Genomic DNA, 22617 nt, shown 5'->3' with positions numbered 1-22617 from the left:
GACCGCTGCGCCGGAAGGGCACCGAAGTGATCAGCAGCCTGAAGAGGTCGTACAGCCGCCACTGGTACGCCTACGCCATGGTGGCCCCCGTGGCCGCCGTCCTGGCCGTGCTCGTGGCGTACCCGCTGGGCCGCGGCATCTACCTGTCGCTGACCGACGCCACCAGCGACAACGTCGGCCGCACCATCGGCGTCAACGAGATCCCGGACAGCTTCTCGTTCGTCGGCCTCGACCACTACGTCGAGATCCTCACCGGCAGCGCCGCCGACACCTTCTGGCAGCAGTTCGTCTGGACGCTGTTCTGGACCGCGGCCTGCGTCACCCTGCACTACGGCATCGGCCTGGGCCTCGCCGTGCTGCTCAACCGCAGGATGCGCGGGCGCACCCTCTACCGGCTGGCGCTGATCCTGCCCTGGGCGGTGCCGACGTTCGTCACCGTCTTCTCCTGGCGGATGATCCTCGCCGACGGAGGCGTCCTGAACTCCGCGTTCGCCTCCGTCGGCCTGCCCGAACCGGCCTGGCTCAGCGAGCCGTTCTGGCAGCGGACCGCGGCGATCGTCGTCAACACCTGGTGCGGGGTGCCGTTCATGATGGTCTCGCTGCTCGGCGGGCTGCAGTCGATCCCGAACGAGCTGTACGAGGCCGCCGAGACGGACGGCGCCACACCCTGGCAGCGGTTCCGGTACGTGACCCTGCCCGGGCTGCGCGCGGTGAGCAGCACGGTGATCATGCTGGGCATCATCTGGACGTTCAACCAGTTCATCGTCATCTTCCTGCTCTTCGGCTCCACCGCCCCGGACACCGAGATCCTGGTCACCTGGGCGTACCGGCTCGGCTTCGGCCAGACGCCGCGGGACTACGCCGGCTCCGCCGCCTACGGCGTGATCATCCTGTCCATGCTCGTCGTGCTGGTGTCGGTCTACCGGCGCTGGCTGAACCGCAACGAGGAGGCGGCCCTCCGATGAGCCCCGCAACCACCTCCCGCCCGGCCGCCTCCCGCCTCGCCGCCGCGCGCCCCGCCGGTGCCCGCCCGCGCCCGCGCCGCCGCGGCGAGCGCAGCACGGCCGCGTCCGTCGCGCTGCACGGCACCCTGCTGCTGGCGAGCTTCGTCGCGCTCTTCCCGGTCGCCTGGCTCGCCTGGATCTCCCTCGGCCCCGACAAGACCGACTTCCTGCACGCCGGCGAGATCGCCGGGAAGATCAGCCTGTCGAACTACACCACCGTGCTGTCCGACACCGACTTCCTCCGCTGGGTCGGCAACTCGCTGATCGTCAGCCTCGGCACCTGCCTCATCGGCGTCTTCGTCTCCGCCAGCTCCGCCTACGCCGTCTCGCGCATGCGCTTCCCCGGCCACCGGCAGCTGATGTGGACGTTCCTGGTCACGCAGATGTTCCCGTTCGCGATCCTGATCGTGCCGCTGTACAACATCCTCGCCGGGCTCGACCTGCTGGACACGTACTGGGCGCTGATCGCCGTCAACCTCACCCAGGCCGTGCCGTACTGCGCCTGGCTGCTCAAGGGCTACTTCGACACCATCCCGCACGAGATCGACGAGGCCGGCCGGGTCGACGGGCTCACGCCCTTCGGCACCTTCTGGCGGCTGGTGCTGCCGCTGGCCCGGCCCGGGATGGCGGTCGCGGCGTTCTACACCTTCATCACCGCGTGGGCGGAGTTCGCCTTCGCGTCGGTGTTCATGCTCAGCTCCGACAAGTACACCCTGCCGATCGGCCTGGCGACCTTCGTCAGCGAGCACGACCAGCAGTGGAACCTGATGGCCGCCACCGGCGTGCTCATCGGGATCCCCGCGGCCGGGTTCTTCTACCTCGTCCAGCGCCATCTGGTGACCGGCCTGACGGCCGGCGCCGCCAAGTCGTAGCCCGCCTCCCGCGACCCCCCACCCGCAAGCCACTGGACGCGGCCCGCGCGGCCGCCCGCCCACCTCACCACCCGGGGAAGACATGACCCAGCACCTTGCCGCCCGTACGGCCGCCGACTCCGCCGACGCCCTCGACTGGTGGCGCGACGCGGTGATCTACCAGGTCTATCCGCGCAGCTTCGCCGACGGCGACGGCGACGGCACCGGCGACCTGCCCGGCGTCCGCGCCCGGCTGCCGTACCTCGCGCAGCTCGGCGTCGACGCGGTCTGGCTCAGCCCCTTCTACGCCTCCCCGCAGGCCGACGGCGGCTACGACGTCGCCGACTACCGCGCCATCGACCCCGTCTACGGCACCCTCCACGACGCCGACGCCCTCATCCGCGACGCCCACGAGCTTGGCCTGCGGATCATCGTCGACGTCGTGCCCAACCACTCCTCCGACCGGCACGAGTGGTTCCGCCGCGCCCTCGCCGACGGCCCCGGCTCCCCGCTGCGCGCCCGCTACCACTTCCGCCCGGGCAAGGGCCCGGACGGCGCGCTGCCGCCCAACGACTGGGAGTCCATCTTCGGCGGCCCCGCCTGGACCCGCTGCCCCGACGGCGAGTGGTACCTGCACCTCTTCGCCCCCGAACAGCCCGACTTCAACTGGGACCACCCCGCGGTCGCCGACGAGTTCCGCTCCATCCTGCGCTTCTGGCTCGACATGGGCGTGGACGGCTTCCGCGTCGACGTCGCGCACGGCCTGGTCAAGGCCGCCGGGCTGCCGGACGTCGGCGGCGACGACCAGCTGCGGCTGCTGGGCAACTCCGCCATGCCCTTCTTCGACCAGGACGGCGTGCACGACATCTACCGCAGCTGGCGCCGCGTCCTGGAGGAGTACCCCGGCCGGCGCATCGCCGTCGCCGAGGCGTGGACGCCGACCGTCGAGCGCACCGCCAACTACGTACGCCCCGACGAGCTGCACCAGGCGTTCAACTTCCAGTACCTCGGCACCTACTGGGACGCCGCCGAGCTGCGCCCCGTCATCGACGCCTCGCTGGCCGCCATGCGCCCGGTCGGCGCCCCCGCCACCTGGGTGCTGTCCAACCACGACGTCACCCGCCACACCACCCGCTTCGCCAACCCGGCGGGCCTGGGCACCCAGCTGCGCACCCCCGGCGACCCGGCCCTCGGCCTGCGCCGCGCCCGCGCCGCGACGCTCCTGATGCTCGCCCTGCCCGGCTCCGCGTACCTCTACCAGGGCGAGGAACTGGGCCTGCCGGACGTCACCGACCTGCCCGACGAGGTGCGGCAGGACCCGGCGTTCGCGCGGGGCGCGGGGCAGGACGGGTTCCGCGACGGCTGCCGGGTGCCGATCCCGTGGACGGTGGCGGGAAGCTCGTACGGCTTCGGCCCGGGCGGCAGCTGGCTGCCGCAGCCGGCGGGCTGGGGCGAGCTGAGCGTCGAGGCGCAGAGCGGCGACCCGGGCTCGACGCTGGAGCTGTACCGCACGGCGCTGGCGCTACGCCGCGAACACCCGGCGCTGGGCGCCGGGGACGGGGTGGAGTGGCTGGCCGCGCCGGAGGGGGTGCTGCTGTTCCGGCGGACGGCCGCCGACGGCACCGGGTTCGTCTGCGCGGCGAACACCACGGGCGCGGCGGTCCGCGTCGAGGTGCCCGGCGGGCGGGTGCTGCTGGCGAGCACGGAGGCCGCGGCGGGGGAGCCCGTCGACGGCGCGGTCGAACTGCCGGGAGACACGACGGTCTGGTGGTCGGCGCAGGGCACTTAGCCCGTACGGACCCGGGTGGCGGCCCGCCCCCGTCCGATAGCCTCAAGGAGCCGGACTGGGGCGAACGCGGAGGCGGTTGATGCCGGGTGGGGAGACGCGGACGGGCACGGCACCGGAACCGGCGCCCGCGCCGAGCGTCCGCTTCGGCCGCGGCAGACACCGCGACCTGCGCGGCCGCCCCTTCCCCGGCGCCGCGCTGGAGCCGGGCGCGGGCGGGCCCCGGGAGGTCCTGCGCGAGCTGCGGACCTGGGCCGAACGCGAGGCCGAGGACGCGATCGAGTGGTACCTGCACGACAAGCGCCTCAAACGCCGCGGCTCACGCGTCATCAGCGCGCTGACGATCCTGCTGGCGGTGGGCGGCACGCTGATCCCGCTGGCGAGCGTCGTCTCCGGCGGCCCGCCGCAGGGGTGGGGGTACGTGCTGCTGGCGCTGGCCGCGGGGTGCAAGGGGTTCGACCACTTCTTCGGGCTGTCGTCGGGGTGGATGCGCGACATCACGGCGGCGAACGCGCTGCGCGCGGAGCTGAACGACTTCCGGATGGCGTGGGCGGCGGAGCAGCTGCGCACCGCCGAGGGAGACGGTGACCTCGAACCGGCGGCGCTGGAACGCCGGCTGGCGCTGCTGACATCGCTGGTGGAGGCCGTACGCCGGCAGGTCGAGGCGGAGACGGCGGAGTGGCTGACGGAGTTCCGCGCGACGGCGCAGCAGCTCCAGGAGCACGCGGGCCCGCCACCGGGCGGCACGGGCGCGGGGGCGTGAGGCGGGGGTGGCCGCGGAGCGGATGCTGACCGTCGTCCTGCCGGACGGCGCGGAGCGCGACGTGGTGCTGGAGGCGCCGGACAGCGCGCCGGTGCGGGAGGTCGTTGCCGCACTGGTGAACTGGGTGGACCCGGCTCTGTTCTCCCGGCCGGTCCATCTGGCCGACGGCACCGAGCTGCCGCTCGACGTGCCCTTGTCCGAGGTCCCGGTGCGCCCCGGCAGCCGCATCTGGCTCGGCCGGCCCCCGGCGAAGCCGAACGCCGCCTCCCCGGGCCCCGTCGTCGCCTCTCCGGACGCCGTCCACCGCGCGCTCCTCCGCCTGGGCCTCGCCGAGCCGGGGGAGGGCGGCACGCTGCTGCTGTCGCGCTCCCCGGGGGCGTCGGCCGCGCAGCGGCGCCCGCGGGGCAGCTGGCGGCGGTTACTGCCGGGCGGACGGCAACCGGGCGACCCGCCGCTGCTGGCCGTCCCACCCACGGAGCCCGGCAAGCTGATGCCGGACCCCCGAAGGGCGATGTGGGAACTGTGGCGCCGCAGGCCGTCCGACGACGACTTCCTCCGCCTGTACCTGGGCCATTACCGCTGGTCCCGGGGCCATCACAGCGACGACCTGGTCGGGTTCGACCCGGTCGGGGAGCCGGTCGGTGCGGATCTGCGCCGCCTCGGCGTGATCGGCATTGCCGCGGACGACGGCCGGCACCGGATCGCCGCCTGGGCGGCCGCCCAGATCGCGACCCTGCACAGCCCGGCCGACGTGGACCTGCGCGTCCTGACCCTCGGCGGCGGAGAGGACGACGACGCCTGGGCCTTCCTGCGCTGGCTCCCGCGCACGGCGGCCGGCCCCAGAGTCAGCCGCGACGCGCGGACGCACGCCGGCCAGGTGGCCGACCTGCTGCGCCGGCTGGATGACCGGCTCGACGACGGCCCGCGGCCCGCTACGGCGGTGCTGATGCTGGACGGTGCCCGGCAGGTGGGACAGCTCCCGGGCGTGCCGGAGCTGCTCAGCACCGGTCCGGACCACGGGGTGCTCACTATCTGCCTGGACGACCACCCCAGGCTGCTGCCGGCCGCCTGCCGCCGCGTGTTCGACGCACGCGACCTGCCGAACTGGAGGACGCCCGACGCCTGGGTCGCGGACAGAGCCGACCCCGCCTGGTCCGACCGCGTCGGCCGCATCCTCGCCCCCCTCCGCGACCCCGCCTCCGTTGCCGAGCCCGACAGCCCCGGCCTGCTCGACCTGATCGAGCTCCCCGACCCCCGGACGTACAGCCTCCGCGCCTCCCGCGGTCTCCGCCCCCGCGGGCTCTCCGCGCGCGTGGGGAAGTCCCGGGGCGAGCCCGTCTCCATCGACCTCGTACGCGACGGCCCGCACGCCCTCGTCGCGGGCACGACCGGCTCCGGCAAGACCGAGTTCCTGCGCACCTGGATCTCCTCCATGGCCGTCTCCCACCCACCCGACGCCCTGTCGTTCCTGCTGGTGGACTACAAGGGCGGCACCGCGTTCGGCGAGTGCGCCCTGCTGCCGCACACCGTGGACGTGCTCGCCGACCTCGACGGCTATCTCGTCGAACGCACCCTCGCCGGCCTCGCCGCCGAGCTGCGCCGGCGCGAGGAACTGTTGATGACGACAGAAATGCGGGACATCGGTGAGTACACCGACCGCTACGCCGCCGGGGACGCGCGCGCCCCGGATCCGCTGCCCCGGCTGGTGCTCGTCGTGGACGAGGCCGCCGCGCTCCTCAGCGAACTGCCCGACTTCGTCCGCGGCCTGCTCGACATCGCGCGGCGCGGCCGCTCCCTCGGCGTCCACCTCGTGCTCGCCACCCAGCGGCCCGCCGCCGTGGCGACCGCCCAGGTCCGGGCCACCACCAACCTCCGTATCGCACTGCGCGTCGCGGGCGAGAGCGACAGCGCCGACGTGATCGACGCGCCGGACGCGGCCTGGCTCAGCGCCTCCGAGCCCGGGCTCGCGTACGTGCGCACCGGCGCCGAGACGCTCGTGCGGCTGCGCACCGCGCGCGTCGGCGTGCTCTCGGCGGCCGGGCCCGGCGCCGGGCCCCTCGTGCGGGTGCGCGGCGCCGACGGGGCCGGCGACGAGGACGGCGGCGGCTCGCTGCGCGTGGAGCCGGACCCGACCGGGCGGACGGATCTGGCCGTCCTCGTCGACGCCGTCCGCGGCGCCGCCCGCACGGCAGGCGTCCCCGGGCCCACGCCGCTGCTGCCGCCTCCGCTCCGCGAGGAGATCGACCTGGACGCGCTGTCCGCGGGCCGTCCCTCGCCGGACGCGCCCCCCGAGGAGTGGCCCGACCTGGCCCCCGTGCCGATCGGTCTGGCGGACGTCCCCGGCGCCCAGCGGCAGGAGCGCACGCTGCTCGACCTGTCCGACAACGCGCCGCTGTTCGTCGTGGGCGGCCCGGGTAGCGGGCGCTCGCAGTTCCTGCGCACCGTGGCCGGCGCCGTCGCACGCCGGCACAGCACCGTTGATGTGCACCTCTACGGCATCGACTGCGGCGCCGGCGCGCTGCAGGCACTCACCGAGCTGCCGCACTGCGGCGCCGTCGTCTCCCGCAACGAACCCGACCGGCTCACGCGCCTGCTGGACCGGCTCACCACCACCGTGCGCGCCCGGGAGTCGCAGCTCGCGGCCGAGGCGTTCCCCGACGTCGTCGCGCAGCGGCAGGCGGTGGCGACGCACCGGCGGCTGCCGTACCTGCTCGTGCTCCTGGACGGCTACGAGGGCTTCCTGGACGCGTTGGAGGACGTGGAGCACGGCAAGCCCGTCGAGGACTTCACCCGGCTCTGCCGGGAGGGGCCGCGGGTCGGGGTCCATCCGGTCGTCGCGGGCGGCCGGGCGGTGCTGTCCGCGCGGATCAGGAAGATGGCCGCGGCCACGCTCGTGCTGCCGCTCGGCGACCGCCACGACTACGGGGCGGCGGGCATCAACCCCCGCCGCGTACCGGACTACCTGCCCCCCGGCCGGGCCCTGTCCGCGCAGGGCAGGGTCCGCGTCGTCTTGCAGATCGCCCTCCTGCCCGGCGACCCCACCGCCCGCGGCCAGGCCGAGGCCCTTGCCCGCATCGGCGCCGCCGCGCGCGAGCGGGACGCCGACGTGCCGCGCACGCGTCGGCCGTTCCGCGTCGACGCCCTCGACCTCGCCGCCGACCGCTTCCACGTCGGCGGCGGTACCGGCCGCCCCGTCGGCCGCGACGCGGAACTCGCGTGGCTGCGCGACCGGTACGCCACCGGCACCTCCGTCGCCCTCCTCGGCCCCCGCCGGGCCGGCAAGACATGGGTGCTCGGCGAGCTGGAGCGGCGGCTCGTCGCGGACGGCGCGCGGCGGGTGCGCAAGCTCACCGTGCCGCACCGCGCCAGTCCCGTCGACAGCCCGGACGAGCTGGCCGCCCTCCTCGACCCCGCCGTACGGGGCGCCGCGAGCCCCGCCGACGCCCTCCTCACCCGGGCGGGCGAGCCCGCGGCGCGCGCCGACCGGGAGGCGTTCCTGCTCGACGAGGTCGGGCGGCTCGCCGAGTACCACCCCGCCGCCGTCTCCTGGCTCCGCGACCTCGGCCAGGCCGGCGCCTGGCTCGTCTACACCGGCACCGAGAAGGACTGGCACACCGTCGTACGCTCCGCGCTCACCGCCCCCGGCTCCAGCTTCGGCAACGACGTCGACAAACGCATCCTCGGCCCCCTCGGCGAGCCGCACGCCCTGGCGTTCCTCACCGGCACCGCCGCGAACCTCGGCGTCGACATCGAACCCGGCCGCGCGGGCACGCGGATCCTCGCGCTGGTCGGCACCTGGCCGTTCTACCTTCAGGTGATGGGCGACGCGGTCGTACGGGCCGTGCAGGCCGACGACCGCGACCCGCTCACCAGCGGGGCGGCGCTCGAAGAGCTGCGCCGCCAGGAGCTGCTGATCGGCCGCGGCGAGCAGTTCCAGTCCCGCTGGGCGGAGATCGGCCCCGCGGGCCGCGCCGCGCTGCTCCAGGTGCCCGGCGAGCCGCCGCCGGAGCCGGCGCCGGCGCAGCGGATGGAGCTGCGGGACGTGGGGCTGCTGCGGCCGGGGGACGAGTGGCTGGCGGACCGGCCGTTCTTCGACTGGATCGCGCTGAGCCAGGTGTCGCTGCGGGACGAGTCGTCACACACCCGGGCCGCGGGCCCCCGAACCGATGAGGAGTCGGCCCCATGAGCCTCTACCGGCCGAGCCGGGCCTACCAGCGGGAGCTGGACGTCCGGTTCCCCGGCGACCACGTGCCCGGCTGGGCGCGCCCCCTGGTCGAGGGACAGCTGCCCAACTCCGCCGCCTGGCTGGTGGAGCTGCCCCGCCGGGCGGGCAAGACGTGGCTGGCGCACGCGGTCGAACGGGCCCGGGGCGACGACCGGCCGTCGCGCCGGGTCGACCTGCGGTCGGGGCCCGAGGCGGTACGGCGCCGGGGGCTGCTGTGCCTGCGCGGCGGCAAGCAGGCGCCGGGGGTGCCGGAGGGGTGCGTGGTGCTGGTCGACGAGCCGGCGCTGGCGCGGGACGGCGACCGTACCGCCCGCGCGCCCGCCCACGACCCGGCCGCCACCGGCCCCACCGGCCCTGCCGCCCGCGGCGGCGTCGACCCCGCCGCCCTCGCCGCCGGCCTGGCGCAGGTGCGCGACGCCGGCGCCGTGCCCGTCGTCCTCGCCACCCCCGCCGAGCAGTTGCTCCTCGCCCCGCACCTCGGCGCCGACGCCCCGAAGGACGTGCTGCGCCCGCCGCCGCTCGGCGCCGGCGAGTGCGCGCGCATGGCCGCCCGCGCCCCCGACTGGGCCCCCGGCGTCGTGGACCTGCTGCGCGCCGCCGAACCGGCCTGGCTGCACACGCCGTTCCTCCTCGAACTCGCCCTCCAGACCGCCGAGGAGCACCCCGCGCTCCGCACCGACGCGGCGCGGCTGGCCACGGCCGCGTACGAGGAGGCGTGCGGACGGCACCAGTACGTGCCGCAGTGGTTCCACGACGGCCTCGCCGCCCCGCACCGCGCCGCGCTGCGCGCGCGGCGGTGGCGGGACGCGGGCGTGGACGTCGCCGTACGGGACGCGCACACGCCGCCCGCGGACGACCCCGTGCTCGTCCGGCACCTCCCCGACGTGCTGCGCATCCACCACATCACCGACCTCCACCACGGCGGCGGGCTGCGCGCGAACGTCGACGCCAAGGACACCTCGCAGGCCGGGCAGCGGCTCGCGGAGCTGGCGGGCGCGGGGTCGCCGCTCGACGCGTACCTCGAACACGTCCGTCAACTCGCCGGCCAGGGCCGGGCGCCGCACCTGGTCATCGCCACCGGCGACCTCGTGAACCGGCCCGTCGACGCGGACGGCGAGACGGCCCTCGGCTGGCTGCGCGCCCTGGAGACCCACCTCGCCGACCACCCCGACCTGCGCCCCGGCGACCCGCGGGTGCTGCTGACCGGCGGCAACCACGACGTGTCGTGGGAGCTGTGCCTGGACGCGGACCCGCAGGCGCGGCACCGCTGGTTCGCCGACGTCTTCGCCGGCTACCCGCACCCCGACCTGCACGAGCCCGACCCCGCCGCCCGCCGGCTCTACGTCACCTACCCGGACGCGGGCCTGCGCGTGGCGCTGCTGGGCACCGCGGAGTCCGGCGGCGAACCGGCGCACGACCGGGACCGGGAGCGGCTGGCGCGGTTCCGCGAGGAGTACGTGGCGGCGGCGGACGCGGCGGACGACGAGGCCGTACGCCGCCTCGTCCTCGATTTCGAGCGCCACGACCCCGGGGTCCTCGCCCGCGGCGTCCTCGACCGGCTCACCCGCGAACCGGGCTACGTCACCCTGGCGGCCCTGCACCACCCGCTGTCGCCGGTCCCGGCGGTGGAGATCGCCCCGTACTCGGGGGTGGTCAACGCGGGCCAGGCGAAGTGGACGCTGGCGGACGCCGCCACCTCCCTGGTCCTGCACGGCCACACCCACCTGGGCTTCACCGCCGCCGAACGGCTGCTGGGCACCGCCCGCCCCTGGACCACGCGCATCGCGGGCGCGCCGGCGCTGGGGAGCCGCGAGTCGGACGAGCGCAACGGCTACAACCAGGTCTTCGTCGCCCGCGAGGGCGGCGAGCACGCGCTCGCGCTGCGGACGGTGCGGTACGAGGCGGGCGCCTGGACCCCGGGCCCGCCGATCGCCTTCCACCCCGGCGCCCCCGACGAAACCCCCCTCCGGGCGATCTGCGCCGCCCCCGCCCCGGCCGTGCGCTGAGCGGGGCCTTGGTCGTGGCACGGAGACCGTGAGCTGTTACGGTGACGCCCTCCCGGGTCCGGGCAGCGGACCCGCGGCAACGGGGATGACGGGGGGCGACGGTGCGGCGACGTGGATGCTTAGTACCGGTCGTGGTGACGGCGGTCGTGCTGGGAGCCGGGGGTTGTGAAGAAGTCCGCGAGCCGGGCGGCTCGGTGCTGCCCGAGTCCCCGACGCCGTGCGCCTCGTGGAGTCCGGGGCACACTCCCGAGCCGCCGCACCTCACCCGGGTCACCTACCGCGCCGAGGAGTTCGAGGACGGCTCGGTGGTCATGACCGTGGGCGACGTCGACGCGGCTCCCCAGGACCCCGATGCCGTGCGCACCGTCGACTACCGGGAGCCGGCCGCCGTCACGGAGTGCGAGACGGTGCGGATCGAACCGGTCAGCGGCTGGTGGTGCGCCACGACCGTCGAGCCGATCGCGGTCGAGGGGGAGATCGTCGTGGGCGGCGCCGAGCCCCGTGCCGAGATCGGCGGCGAGGGGTTCGCCACCGAGTGCCACGGCGATCTGCCGGGCCGGATGAGGCAGGTCTCCGTACTTGAGCGCGACAGCTGGTCGGGCTGGCGCGACTACGGCGACCCGCGGTACACGTCGTGGACCAGGGCGCGGAGCCAGCAGGGGCCCGCCCGCACGGAGCCGTGTCCGCAGGGCAGGACGGGCACCTACAACTACCGCCTTGCGGTGAGGGTCGAGGTGGACTCCGTGACGGTCGGCGAATCCTGGGCCGCCAGCCCGCATATCCGCACCGACTGCGGCACCGGGGTGAGCTAGGAGTACGTCGTCGCCCCCGGGGAGGGGCGGGCCCGATGCCGCCCGCATGGCCCACCCCGCCGGTCCACGCGCCGCGGCGCCGTTCGGTTCAGTCCTGCGAGACTTCCTGCGCGGGCCCCCGCTCCCGCTCCTCCTGCCCGGGCCCCGGCCCGCCGGCCGCCGCCCCTGCCGCCGGCGCACCCGTACCGGCCGCGCCCGCCCCCGACGACACCGCCTCCGGGTACACCGACTCCCGTACCGCCGCGTACTGCTGCCGCACCGCCTGCCCCAGCGCCTGCTCCTCCGCCGCCTCGAACGTCTCGTGCGGCCCCGTCTCCCACGCCGGCGGCGCCTCCGCGCTCAGCCGCCCCTCGGCGACGCCCAGCGCCCACGCCGCCTGCCGGGCGGCGCCCAGGGCCGCGTAGTCCGCGGAGGCCGGGACGACCACCTGCGCCTGGAAGACGGCCGGGGCCAGCGCCTGGACCGCCGGGAGGGCGGCCGCGGCGCCGAGGAGGAACACGCGGCGTACGGCGACGCCCCGGGCGCGCAGCACCTCCAGCGCATCCGCGAGGCCGCACAGCATGCCCTCGAAGGCGGCCCGCGCCAGGTGTTCGGGGCGCATGCTCTCGCGGCGCAGGCCGTGCAGGGAACCGGCGGCCTGGGGGAGGCTCGGGGTGCGTTCGCCGTCGAGGTAGGGGAGGAGTACGAGGCCGTGGGCGCCGGGCGTGGAGGTCAGGGCCAGCTCGGAGAGCCGCTCCAGGTCGGTCGGCGCCAGGCCCAGCAGCTCGGCGGCGCCGCGCAGGGCGCGTACGGCGTTGAGGGTGTGGACGACCGGCAGGTGCTTGCCGGTGGCGTCGGCCAGGGCGGTGATGGTGCCGCCGGTGTCGGGCAGCGCCGCGTCGTGGACGGCGTAGACCGCGCCGGAGGCGCCGAGGGTGACGACCGCGTCGCCGGCGCCCACGCCGAGGCCGAAGACGGCGGCCATGGTCTCGCCGGTGCCGGCGGAGATCAGCAGCCCCTCGGGGGTGCGGCCGGCCGCCTCGGCGGGGCCCAGCACCTCCGGCAGCCCGGCCTCGTGGCCGAGGGCCAGCTCGACGAGGTCGCGGCGCCAGTCGCCGGCGTGCGCGGACCAGTAGCCGGTGGTGGAGGCGGAGCCGCGGTCGGTGGTGCGGCGGTGCGGCTTGCCGAGGAGCTGCCAGACCAGCCAGTCGTGGGGGGTCATGAGCTGCGTGGTGCGCTTGGCGTGGTCGGGCTCGTCGGCGGCGAAGCGGCGCAGCTTGGTGACGGGAAGCTTGGCGTCGGGCACGGTGCCGACGGCCCCGGCCCAGGCCGCCCGGCCGCCGAGCTGGTCGACGAGGTCGGCGGCGGCGCCCTGGGCCCGCTTGTCGTTGCCGGTGAGCGCGGGCCGTACGGGCGTGCCCGCGCCGTCCAGCGGGATGACGGCGTGCTGCTGCGCCGCGACCCCGATGGCCTGCACGCCTTCGAGGAGGCCGCCGTCGGCGGCCTCGCCGAGCGAGAGGAGCCACGTCTGCGGGTCGGCCTCGTACGCGGCCGCCGCCTCCCCGGCGGACTCGGGGTGCGGGGCGTAGCCCTGCTTGAGTACCGCGCCGGTGTCGGCGTCGCAGACGACGATGTTGGTGCCTTCGGGCGAGCTGTCCAGACCGGCGACTATCCCCATGCCGCAGATGATGCCCTATCGGGGGACCCGGCCGGGCACCGGCGCGGTTTCGGCCGCGGGACCGTCATGATCCGGCCGCTTCCGGCCGGGGGCGGTCGAACCGGTGCTCGGCCGTGGGGCGCGCCGGGGTCAGGTGTTCGTCGTACCCCAGTCGTCGGACTCCTCGCGTCCGCCGCGGACGCTGCCCGCGTGCCCGTTGCCGTGCCGGAGGTGCACGCGCGCGGCGACGTTCTCGGGCACGACGTCCGCGAACTTCGTGGAGATCGTGTTCGCCGCCTTGGTCACGGCGTCCCGGCTGGTCAGCGCCGCGGCCTCGGCCGCGTTGCGCACCGCCGGGGACTCGCTGAACTGCTGTGCCGCCTTTCGCAGCTGCTCGTAGCGCTCGCGTCCGGCCCGGCTGCCCAGGACGTACCCGACGGCGATCCCCGCGATGAAGCTGACCCGGTACCGCATGGTCTCCACCTTCCCTCGGCCTAGCTCGACTGGGCTGTCCCGCCCTGCCGCCACCGGTACGGCTACCCGGGGTGGGGGAGGTGTGAATACCGATTTCGGAGCGGACCCAGCCATGCGCTAATGTATGGCGAGCAGCACAGGAGCGCCCCCCGGGAGCCGGAAGGGCCTCCGTGCGGAGCAGTCCTCCGTAGCTCAATCGGCAGAGCAGCCGGCTGTTAACCGGCAGGTTACTGGTTCGAGTCCAGTCGGGGGAGCAGGTACGCGAAGGCCCCGACCGGGGCCTTCGCCCCTTTCTGCGCCGTACGGCCCGCCGGCGCCCGCCGCCCCGGAACCGGAAGCGGTCTTCCGCGCGTCCTTCCGGGCGTGCGCAGCGGCCGGTCCGCCCCGGCGCAGGGGTCTCCGGGCGACAGATCGTATGAGCGGCTATGCTGCGGCAGACGGCGCGCACATCTGTGCGTGACGCGCCGTACGGGGCGGTAGCTCAGCCGGTTAGAGCAACGGACTCATAATCCGTCGGCCGTGGGTTCGAGTCCCACCCGCCCCACCCAGCACCCTCCCCCAGGGGTCGCGAGGACCGCCTGCCGGTCCGGTGCGCGTGCGCCCGCCCCGGTCGCGGGCGCGCGACGGCGCCGCGGCACCGGCGGGGCCGCGATCCGCCGCCCGACGCGGATCGCCGGGTCGAAGGATCGCAGCCCGTACGGCCGCCGTGCCGGAGAGCGGCGGCGCTCCCCGTCGCACCGGGGGAGCCCGGAGGGCCAGGGAGGCCGGGAGGCCGCGCTACGGGACCGGCGGGTCAGTCGCCGACGTCGCCGTCGACGTGCCGCCGCATGTACTCGTAGGCCAGGTCGCCGAACTGCTCGCCGAAGGGGACCGACCTCTCGGACGTCTTCGCGAAGTGCACGCCGCCCCACAGCCGGCTGGTGGCGCAGTCGTGGACGAAGTCGGTCCAGGTGGCCCAGTGGAATGAGAGGTCCCTGCCGGGCGTCGCCCCCGGCTCCACCAGCGACGAGCCGGCGGGGATGGGCTGCGTCCAGTCGAGGGTGTCGTCGTCGAAGAAGCGCCGCGCCGCCTGCGCCTCGGCGGAACAGATCGACGCCGACGCGGACGGGTACTCGGGGTGGTCCGCCACGTTCAGGTAGCTGGTCCACTCGTCGGCGGGCAGGTCGTCGACGGTCCCCACCCCGGGGCCGCCCCAGGCGGTCACCGGGCGGTCGCCGTACACGTGCCGGATCGCGCTGAACGGCCGCACCGAGTCGTACTTCGCCTTGTAGTGCCAGACGGCGATCAGCGCGTCGTAGATCGACACCGACATCGCGAACAGCATGTGGACCCAGCCGTCCAGGTCCAGGCCGCGGGCGTCAGCCGCGACCTGCCCCGCCAGGCCGACGCCCAGCAGCTTGTTGTCGAAGAACTCGTTCTTGAGCTTGCGCTCGTCGGTGAGGGTGGCCGACGCGTCGAGGACCTCGTCCACCGCGTGCCGGTACGCGCGCCGCCGGGTGTGGTCGGTGTGGGTGGGCGGAGCGAGCCCGAACCGGCCGGGGCCGTCGAACGTGTGGGCCCGGGTCAGCCGCATCTGCGGGGTGACGAACTGCTGGACGGTGAAGATGCCCTTGTCGCCCCGGCCGGGGCCGAGGCGGCGCTGGTGGGATCCCAGCTTCGGCTGCCAGCGCGAGGGGTGGGTCAGCTCGTAGGCGGTGTTCACGGGCCGGTAGCCGGTGTAGTCCGCGTAGGGCTGGCGGTGGTACCTGCGGCCCTCGTCGCCGAGCTGGTTCATGCCGTCCCGCTCGGTCGCCGCGGCGACGGCCTTGCCGGCCAGGTTGCCGATGCCGACCGGACTGGTCCGGTCCTCCGACATGTCGTCGGGGTCCAGCCCCACCGCGGTCAGCAGCTCCCGGAAGAGCGGCTCCCACGCCGGCTCCATGGCCTTGGTCACGTGGTAATTGGCGTGCAGGGCGGCGATGTTCTTGTTCCTGTTGGTGGCGGACTCGCTGGAGGGGCGGCGGCCGAGCCGGGAGTACACGCCGACGGCGGTCGGGTGGTAGGGCGCCAGCGCGTCGAACCACGAGACCATCGAGAGGTGGATGTACCGCTGCACGATGGTCACATCCATGGGGGCGGCGATGTCCTCGTACAGCGGATGACTCGGCTGGAACCGGGAGATCACGTCCCGGATGAAGTTGCCGGTGTCCAGATCGAAGTCCGCGACCGACTCCGCCGCCGAGCGGCCGGATTCGTCGGCGGCGGCCGTCCCGCTGTGCCCCAGGGCGCCCAGCGCCGCCGTGGCGGCACCGCCGATTCCGCCGAGCAGTAACGACCTGCGCCGCGGTGAGAAGCCTGAGACCGATGAATCCCCGAACGTCGTCATAGGAGTCGTGCCTTTCTTGAGAACATCGCTTGAGGTGCGCAGACGGCTGAAATGAGGCTGCGCGGGAGGCGTGCCGATACACGGGCTCCGTTTTGCCGCGAAGAGTCGGGCAGAACCTTAAAAATGATGTATACCACCCGCCCGGAGTCCCGTGGCGGGGCATAAAGTTGCCACGGGCCGCGGCTATCGGCGGCGCGGGTGGCGGGTGTTGACCGCTTGCGCCAGGGGCCGTTCCCGGCGGCGGGCGGAACGGGCCGCGAACCCGCGTACGCTGGTGAACACACCCTTCCAGACGGGAAATTGCGACGCGTGGAGCCCACCGGATACCCGACCGACTTCGTCGCGGACCTCGCCTTCCCCGGGGTCGCGCGGAGGTTTCTGGTGCGCCGGGCGCGTCACTGGCCGCGGCTGTTCCTGAACGGAGAACGACTGGTCGGCGCGGATCTGGGAAACTGGCGGCTGCCGGAGGCGGCGGACTCGTCCGACGCGAACATCCTCGGCTTCGCCCGCGACGCCGCGATGGAACAGCACTGGGAGGACGAGGGATACGCGCTCGACGCCACCGGCGAGGGCCCCTTCGCGCTCTTCTACTCGCGCCACCCCCGCCCCCTGACGGCCGCCGCGGTCACCGGCGTCTCCGCCGTACCGGCGGCCGTCGCCGAATCCGTCGAATCCGTCGGCCTCATGCTCACCGCCTTCTTCGTCGTCACCGTTCTCACCCCGGCCGACCCCGCCGCCGACCCGTTCTCCGGAGCGGTGCTCCGCGACCTCCGCGAGAGCTTCACCCCGGACGCCGCGTAGCCCCGGCCGGCGGCGCCGGCCCGCCCGGGCCCGTACGCGTCGGAGAACGCGCTCACCCCCGGGAAACCTGCCGCACCGCACCCTGACGGGCATGCAGACGACATCACATTTCACCGCTTTGCCGGCGGCGTTCCGCCGCCCGGGCCCGGTCCGCGGCGAGGCCGGGCGGACCACGCGGAGGCCGGGCCATGCGGGAATCTGAGGCGCCCCGGGAGCACGTGCCCGGGCAGGAGGAGACAGGGCCGGAAGCCGCGCCCGCCGGCGAGCCGCACGAGGCGCCGCCGCCCCGCCGTCGCCGGCGCGGCGTCTGGGTGCTGGGCGGCGCGGCGGTCGCGCTGGCGGTCGGCGCGGCGAGCACGCTGTACCCGGCGCAGGACGGCGGCGGCCCGGCCCGGTCCGGCGCGAAGCTGCCGACCGCGAAGGTGGTCCGCACCGATCTGGTCAGCACCACCGAGGTGGACGGCACGCTGGGCTACGCGGGCGGCCGCACGGTCCTCGCCGAGGGCGGCGGGCGGATCACCTGGCTCCCGGACGTCGGCGACGTCATCGAACGGGGCGACGCCGTCTACGCCGCGGACGGCCGCCCGGTGCCGCTGTTCTACGGCTCGACGCCGTTCTGGCGGGAGCTGAAGGCGGGGGTGCCCGCCGGGCACGACGTGCTGGAGCTGGAACGCAACCTCCGCGCCCTCGGCCACGGAAGCTACCTGAGCGTCGACGAGGAGTTCACCGCGGCGACCGCCGAGGCGGTCAAGGACTGGCAGGAGGACCTGGGCGCGCCGGAGTCCGGCGCGGTCGCGCCGGGCGACGCGGTGGTACGGGCCGGGCGGTTCCGGGTGAGCGAGGTCACCGCCGTGCCGGGCGCACCCGCCCGGGGGGCGGTGCTGACCGGCGGCAGCACCCGGCAACGGGTCACCGTGGACCTGCCGGTGACCGACCTGGCGCTGGCGAAGGTGGGCGCGAAGGTGACGGTGCAGCTGCCGGGCGGCGAGAGCGCCGCCGGCCGGATCTCCTCGATCGGCACGGTGGCGTCCGCCGGGGACACCAACTCCCGGTCCCAGACCGGGGTGGGCACCCGGAACGCCACCGTCCCCGTCCACATCACCCTGGCGGAGAAGAGCGGCACGGGGAACCTGGACGGCGCCCCCGCGACCGTCGGCTTCGCCGGCACCGCGCGCGAGGACGTGCTGGCGGTGCCGGTGAACGCGCTGCTGGCGTCGGCGACCGGCGCCTACCGGGTGAAGGTCGTGACCGCGGCCGGGAGGGTACGGACCGTGCCCGTCGAACTCGGCGTGTTCGAAGCCGACCTGGTCGAGGTGAAGGGCGACCTCACCGCGGGCATGAGGGTGCAGGTGCCCCGCTCATGAGCCGCCGCACGGGCGCCGCCGGCCGGCCGGCGGTCATCGAGGTGGACGGCTGCACCAAGGAGTACCCCGGTGGCGTGCGGGCCCTGCGCCGGGTCTCCCTCGCCGTACCCGAGGGGGAGCTGATGGCGATCCTGGGACCGTCCGGATCCGGGAAGTCGACGCTGCTGAACCTCATGGGGACCCTGGACAGCCCCAGTGACGGGCGGGTCCTCCTCCACGGGCACGACATGGCCGAGGTGCCCGACCGGCGGCTCGCCGCGGTACGCGCCCACTGGATCGGCTTCGTCTTCCAGCAGTTCTTCCTCACCCCGCACCTCTCCGCCGTGGACAACGTGGCGACCGGGCTGCTCTACCACGGCACCCCGCCCCGGGAACGGCGCGAGCGGGCGAAGGCCGCGCTGGAGCGCGTCGGGCTCGGCCACCGGCTCGCCCACCGCCCGCACCAGCTGTCGGGAGGCGAGAAGCAGCGCGTCGCGATAGCCCGGGCCGTCGTCGGCAGCCCGCCGCTCGTGCTCGCGGACGAGCCGACCGGCAACCTCGACACGACATCGGGAGCGGGAGTGCTGGAGCTGCTCGCCGAGCTGAACCGCGACGGCACCGCCGTCGTGGTGATCACCCATGACCTTGAGGTCGCGGCGTCGCTGCCGCGGTGCCTGGAGATACGCGACGGGCGGATCCACGCCGATACGGGGGCTCCGTCATGAAACCCCTGCCCGAAGCCGCCCGGCTGCGCACCCGCGACCTGGCCGCGGTCGGCGTTGCCGGACTGCGCGGCCGGCCGCTGCGCGCCGTGCTCTCCGCGCTCGGCATCGCCATCGGCGTCGCCGCCATGGTCGCCCTGGTGGGCATCAGCACCGCCAGCCGGGACGCGCTGCTGGCCGACATCGAGGAACTGGGCACCAACCTGCTGACCGTCGAGCCCGGCACCACGCTGACGGGCAAGGACTCGGAGCTGCCCCGGAGCGCGGAGAGCATGGTCTCCCGTATCCCCGGGGTGACGAGCGTGTCCGCGACCGGAACGGTCGAGGACGCGACCGCCCGCCGCACCGACAAGATCGACCCCGGCACCACCGGCGGCATCGCGGTGCAGGCCAGCCGCCCCGACCTGCTCGGGACCCTCGGCGGCACGCTGCGATCCGGGACCTTCCTCAACGCCGCCACCGGCGCCTACCCGGTGGTCGTGCTGGGGGCCGACGCCGCCGGGCGGCTCGGCATCGACCGCGCCGGCGCGCACGTCCACATCGACGGGCGGTGGTTCCTGGTCGTGGGCGTCCTCGACGAGATCGACCTCGCGCCCGAGATCGACCGCTCCGCCCTCGTCGGCTGGTCGTACGCGCAACGCATGGGATTCGACGGGAACGTCACCACCCTCTACCAGAAGTCCACGGAAGCGGCGGTGGACGACGTACGCGCCGTGCTGGGGTACACCGTGAACCCCGAGCACCCGGAGGAGGTGGCGGTCAGCCGCCCCTCGGACGCGCTCACGGCCCGGGCCGCCGCGGAACGCACCTTCAACGCGCTGTTCTTCGGCCTCGGCGCCATCGCCCTGCTGGCCGGCGGCGTCGGCATCGCCAACATCATGGTCATCTCGGTGCTGGAGCGGCGGACGGAGATCGGGCTGCGCCGCTCGCTGGGCGCGACCCGCGGGCAGATCAGGCTCCAGTTCCTCACCGAGTCGGTGACCCTGTCGGCGCTGGGCGGGGCCGCCGGAGTACTCGTCGGGCTCGGCACCTGCGCCGGATACGCCCTCTACCGCGACTGGCCCACCCCCCTGCCCGGCACCGCCGTCGCCGGCGGCGCGCTGGCCGCCGTCGTCATCGGCGCGCTGGCCGGCGTCTACCCGGCCCGCCGCGCGGCCGGTCTCACGCCCACGGAAGCCCTCGCCACGACCTGACGGGGCATCCGCTGACAGGGCGTGTGCTGACAGGGCGTCCGCTACGGGCCTCCTGACCGGGCCCCCGGGGTGTCTCCGCGTGCACCGACGCGGAGGCACCCCGGCCGCATGTCCGCCGCGGTGCTCCCGCCCCGGCCCGGCCGGCCGGCGCCGGTGGTCACCGCGGGGAAACCCGCCGGAGGCCACGCTGACGGGCATGAAGACACAGATTCTCGCCGCGGTGGTACTCGCGGCCACCGCCACGTTCGGGCTGACCGCCTGCGGCGACGACCCGCCCGCCGCCGGCGGGAACGCGCAGGCGGACGAGGGCCCCCGGCAACGGAAGTTCGCCGCGTGCATGGAGAAGCACGGCATGCACCTCCCCGCCCCCGGGGAGGTGAAGGAGGGCGAGATGGAGGTCCAGGCCCCCGGCGAGTCCTCCGCCGAACAGGAGGCCGCGCGGGTGGCCTGCGCCAGGTACGCGCCCGTCCAGGACGCCCCCGAGGACGTCACCGAAGCCGACCAGGACCGCGCGTTGAAGAAGGCCGAGTGCCTGCGCGAGCAGGGGATCGCCGCCGAGGACCCCCCGCCGGGAACGGTGGACATCACCATCGAGGAGGGGGCTGAGAAGTCGCAGCAGGAGCTGGTCGAGGCGCTCGCCCTGTGCAACAAGAAGTACGGCCGCGAATCCGGCTAGAGCCGCCGGGGTTCCCCGGCCCGCCGCCCCGTCCGTATGCCCCGGGGCGGGGCGGCGGGCCGTCAGGCGGACGGCACCGGGGCGCCGGCCGGGAGGGACACGCGGACCGACAGACCGCCCCCGGGGTTGGCCGTCGCGTGCACACCGCCGCCGTGGGCGTCGGCGATGGCGGTGACGATGGAGAGCCCGAGGCCCGCGCCCTCGGACGAACCGGTCCGGTCCGCGCGCAGCCGCCGGAACGGCACGAACAGCTCCCCGACCAGCTCGTCCGGCACCGGCGGTCCGGTGTTGCACACCACGAGACCGCCGTCCGGTGACAGGTCGACCAGCACGTGCCCGCCGTCGGTGTTGTGCCGGATCGCGTTCTGCACCAGGTTGGCGACGAGACGGGTGAGCAGCACCTCGTCGCCCGGGACGACGACGGGACGGGTGGCGGCCGTGAGGCTGATGTTGCGGCGCTCGGCCAGGGGGAGCTGCTCGGCGACGACCTGGTCGACCGCGGCGGCGAGGTCCACCGGGTCCCGGGAGGTGAGTTCCCGCTCCCCCTGCGCGAGTACGAGCAGGCCCTCGATGAGCCGCTCGGAGCGTTCGGTGGCGCGGAGGAGCTCGTGGCGGATCCGCCGCACCCGCTCCGGGGCCGGGTCCCTCAGGCCGACCTCGATCGCCGTCCGCTGGATGGCGAGGGGCGTGCGCAGCTCGTGGGAGGCGTTGGCGACGAAGCGCCGCTGGCTCGCCACGGCGCGGTCCAGCCGGTCGAGCATGGCGTCGAAGGCGTCGGCGAGTTCCTTGAGTTCGTCCTCCCGCCCGGCCAGGGCGATGCGTTCGTGCAGGGTGGACAGCGACAGGCGGCGGGCGGTGGCGGTGACGCGGTGCAGCGGACGCAGGAGGCGCCCGGTCAGCCACCAGCACACCGCGAAGGCGAGCAGCACCAGCGCCCCGATGGCGACGAGGCCGACGACGAGCTGGGTGTCCGCGAGCTCCTCCTGCAACTGCTCCTTCCCGTCCGGGACGAAGACCGACGGCTCGGACCCGGGAGGGGCGGGCGGGACGGCCTGGGACGGGTCGTACGGCACGGCCGGGCACGGCGCCTTCCCGGGCCGGAAGCGGCAGGGGATCCCCTCGACCGGGCCGGTCGAGACGAGGTTGTTCACCTTGTCGCTGACGGCGCGCTGCTGGAAGCGCTGCGTGGCGATGAGTACCGCCAGGGTGATGAGCGTGAACATGCCGCTGTAGAGCAGCGTCATCCGGGCCCGGAGGGAGCCGCCGCACAGCGACGTGACGCGCCGCACGATCCGTACGGGCCTCACAGCCGGTACCCGCTGCCCGGCAGCGTGACGATGACGGGCGGATCGCCGAGCTTGGCCCGGAGCTTGCTCATCGTCACCTTGACGACGGTGGTGAACGGGTCCGTGTGCTCGTCCCAGGCCCGTTCCAGCAGCTCCTCGGTGCTGACGACCGCGCCCCGCGCCCGCATCAGCTCCTCCAGCACCGCGTACTCCTTGCGGGACAGGGGCAGGTGGCGCCCGTCGCGGGACGCCTCCCGGCGCGCGGTGTCCAGCGTGATGCCGCCGCGCTCCAGCACCGGCGGCAGCGGCGGGGCGGACCGCCGGGCGAGCGCCAGTACCCGCGCGACCAGTTCGTCGAAGGCGAAGGGCTTGGCCAGGTAGTCGTCGGCCCCCAGGTTCAGCCCGGTGACCCGTTCGTGCACCGCGCCGGAGGCGGTCAGCATGAGGACGCGGACCCGGCTCCCCCGCCGGGCCAGCTCCCGGCAGACGTCGTCGCCGTGCACGCGCGGCAGGTCGCGGTCCAGCACCAGCACGTCGTAGTCGTTGACCGCGAGGAGTTCGAGCGCGCCGGCCCCGTCGTAGGCGACGTCGACCGCCATGGCCTCCGCGTACAGCCCCTCGACCACCAGGTCCGCGAGCACCCGCTCGTCCTCGGCCACCAGTATCCGCATACC

17 protein-coding genes and 2 tRNA genes are annotated in these 22617 nt (G+C 75.0%); 14 read left to right on the top strand and 5 right to left on the bottom strand.

Features of this window, described 5'->3' with window-relative positions; all coding sequences use genetic code 11:
• The first annotated feature begins 77 nt into the window (after positions 1 to 77).
• From ACHZ99_RS04590 to ACHZ99_RS04560, 7 genes are all read left to right on the top strand, one after another.
• Positions 78 to 965, top strand: a complete 888-nt coding sequence (locus ACHZ99_RS04590; protein ID WP_420303201.1) for a carbohydrate ABC transporter permease — start codon at positions 78 to 80, stop codon at positions 963 to 965.
• Complete coding sequence (locus ACHZ99_RS04585) at positions 962 to 1876, top strand: sugar ABC transporter permease (protein WP_420303003.1); 915 nt, start codon at positions 962 to 964, stop codon at positions 1874 to 1876. Before ACHZ99_RS04590 ends, ACHZ99_RS04585 begins: the two co-directional genes overlap by 4 nt.
• A gap of 82 nt (positions 1877 to 1958) precedes the next feature.
• On the top strand, positions 1959 to 3644 hold the full coding sequence (locus ACHZ99_RS04580) for a glycoside hydrolase family 13 protein (RefSeq protein WP_420303002.1): 1686 nt from the start codon (positions 1959 to 1961) through the stop codon (positions 3642 to 3644).
• A 79-nt stretch (positions 3645 to 3723) separates the two neighbouring features.
• Positions 3724 to 4404, top strand: a complete 681-nt coding sequence (locus tag ACHZ99_RS04575; protein WP_420303001.1) for an SLATT domain-containing protein — start codon at positions 3724 to 3726, stop codon at positions 4402 to 4404.
• Between the two features lie 7 nt (positions 4405 to 4411).
• Positions 4412 to 8590, top strand: coding sequence for an FtsK/SpoIIIE domain-containing protein (locus tag ACHZ99_RS04570; RefSeq protein ID WP_420303000.1), 4179 nt, complete (start codon positions 4412 to 4414; stop codon positions 8588 to 8590).
• Complete coding sequence (locus tag ACHZ99_RS04565) at positions 8587 to 10635, top strand: metallophosphoesterase (protein WP_420302999.1); 2049 nt, start codon at positions 8587 to 8589, stop codon at positions 10633 to 10635. The genes ACHZ99_RS04570 and ACHZ99_RS04565 overlap by 4 nt, the downstream gene beginning before the upstream one ends.
• A 131-nt stretch (positions 10636 to 10766) precedes the next feature.
• Entirely contained in the window at positions 10767 to 11447 is a 681-nt protein-coding gene (locus tag ACHZ99_RS04560; RefSeq protein WP_420302998.1) for a hypothetical protein, read from the top strand.
• Between the two features lie 88 nt (positions 11448 to 11535).
• Here ACHZ99_RS04560 and ACHZ99_RS04555 read toward each other — a convergent pair whose 3' ends face one another.
• Both ACHZ99_RS04555 and ACHZ99_RS04550 read right to left on the bottom strand, forming a co-directional pair.
• Positions 11536 to 13104: an FGGY family carbohydrate kinase gene (locus ACHZ99_RS04555; RefSeq protein WP_420302997.1), complete on the bottom strand. Its 1569-nt coding sequence runs from the start codon at positions 13102 to 13104 to the stop codon at positions 11536 to 11538.
• Positions 13105 to 13233: 129 nt separating this feature from the next.
• Positions 13234 to 13557: a YtxH domain-containing protein gene (locus tag ACHZ99_RS04550; protein WP_420302996.1), complete on the bottom strand. Its 324-nt coding sequence runs from the start codon at positions 13555 to 13557 to the stop codon at positions 13234 to 13236.
• Between the two features lie 181 nt (positions 13558 to 13738).
• On the opposite strand from ACHZ99_RS04550, the gene ACHZ99_RS04545 reads away from it, so the two are divergent.
• A tRNA-Asn gene (locus ACHZ99_RS04545) sits at positions 13739 to 13811 on the top strand.
• Positions 13812 to 14027: 216 nt separating this feature from the next.
• A tRNA-Ile gene (locus ACHZ99_RS04540) sits at positions 14028 to 14101 on the top strand.
• Positions 14102 to 14350: 249 nt separating this feature from the next.
• Here ACHZ99_RS04540 and ACHZ99_RS04535 read toward each other — a convergent pair.
• On the bottom strand, positions 14351 to 15922 hold the full coding sequence (locus ACHZ99_RS04535) for a vanadium-dependent haloperoxidase (protein ID WP_420302995.1): 1572 nt from the start codon (positions 15920 to 15922) through the stop codon (positions 14351 to 14353).
• A 309-nt stretch (positions 15923 to 16231) separates the two neighbouring features.
• On the opposite strand from ACHZ99_RS04535, the gene ACHZ99_RS04530 reads away from it, so the two are divergent.
• From ACHZ99_RS04530 to ACHZ99_RS04510, 5 genes are all read left to right on the top strand, one after another.
• Positions 16232 to 16723 carry a hypothetical protein gene (locus ACHZ99_RS04530; protein ID WP_420302994.1) on the top strand — a complete coding sequence of 164 codons (492 nt, stop codon included), beginning with the start codon at positions 16232 to 16234 and terminating at the stop codon, positions 16721 to 16723.
• Positions 16724 to 16911: 188 nt separating this feature from the next.
• Positions 16912 to 18087: an efflux RND transporter periplasmic adaptor subunit gene (locus ACHZ99_RS04525; protein ID WP_420302993.1), complete on the top strand. Its 1176-nt coding sequence runs from the start codon at positions 16912 to 16914 to the stop codon at positions 18085 to 18087.
• Positions 18084 to 18791 carry an ABC transporter ATP-binding protein gene (locus ACHZ99_RS04520; RefSeq protein WP_420302992.1) on the top strand — a complete coding sequence of 236 codons (708 nt, stop codon included), beginning with the start codon at positions 18084 to 18086 and terminating at the stop codon, positions 18789 to 18791. The genes ACHZ99_RS04525 and ACHZ99_RS04520 overlap by 4 nt, the downstream gene beginning before the upstream one ends.
• Positions 18788 to 19981 (top strand): ABC transporter permease, encoded by a 1194-nt coding sequence (locus ACHZ99_RS04515; protein ID WP_420302991.1) that lies wholly within the window; start codon positions 18788 to 18790, stop codon positions 19979 to 19981. Before ACHZ99_RS04520 ends, ACHZ99_RS04515 begins: the two co-directional genes overlap by 4 nt.
• 196 nt (positions 19982 to 20177) lie before the next feature.
• Positions 20178 to 20657 carry a hypothetical protein gene (locus ACHZ99_RS04510; protein ID WP_420302990.1) on the top strand — a complete coding sequence of 160 codons (480 nt, stop codon included), beginning with the start codon at positions 20178 to 20180 and terminating at the stop codon, positions 20655 to 20657.
• A 62-nt stretch (positions 20658 to 20719) separates the two neighbouring features.
• Here the strand turns inward: ACHZ99_RS04510 and ACHZ99_RS04505 are convergent, their stop codons facing one another.
• Entirely contained in the window at positions 20720 to 21964 is a 1245-nt protein-coding gene (locus tag ACHZ99_RS04505; RefSeq protein WP_420302989.1) for a sensor histidine kinase, read from the bottom strand.
• Positions 21961 to 22614 carry a response regulator transcription factor gene (locus ACHZ99_RS04500; RefSeq protein WP_420302988.1) on the bottom strand — a complete coding sequence of 218 codons (654 nt, stop codon included), beginning with the start codon at positions 22612 to 22614 and terminating at the stop codon, positions 21961 to 21963. The genes ACHZ99_RS04505 and ACHZ99_RS04500 overlap by 4 nt, the downstream gene beginning before the upstream one ends.
• Positions 22615 to 22617: the final 3 nt, after the last annotated feature.

The organism is Streptomyces sp. MAR4 CNX-425 (assembly GCF_048656465.1).
Taxonomy (GTDB): Bacteria; Actinomycetota; Actinomycetes; order Streptomycetales; family Streptomycetaceae; genus Streptomyces.
This window is presented reverse-complemented; position numbering and strand designations above follow the sequence as displayed.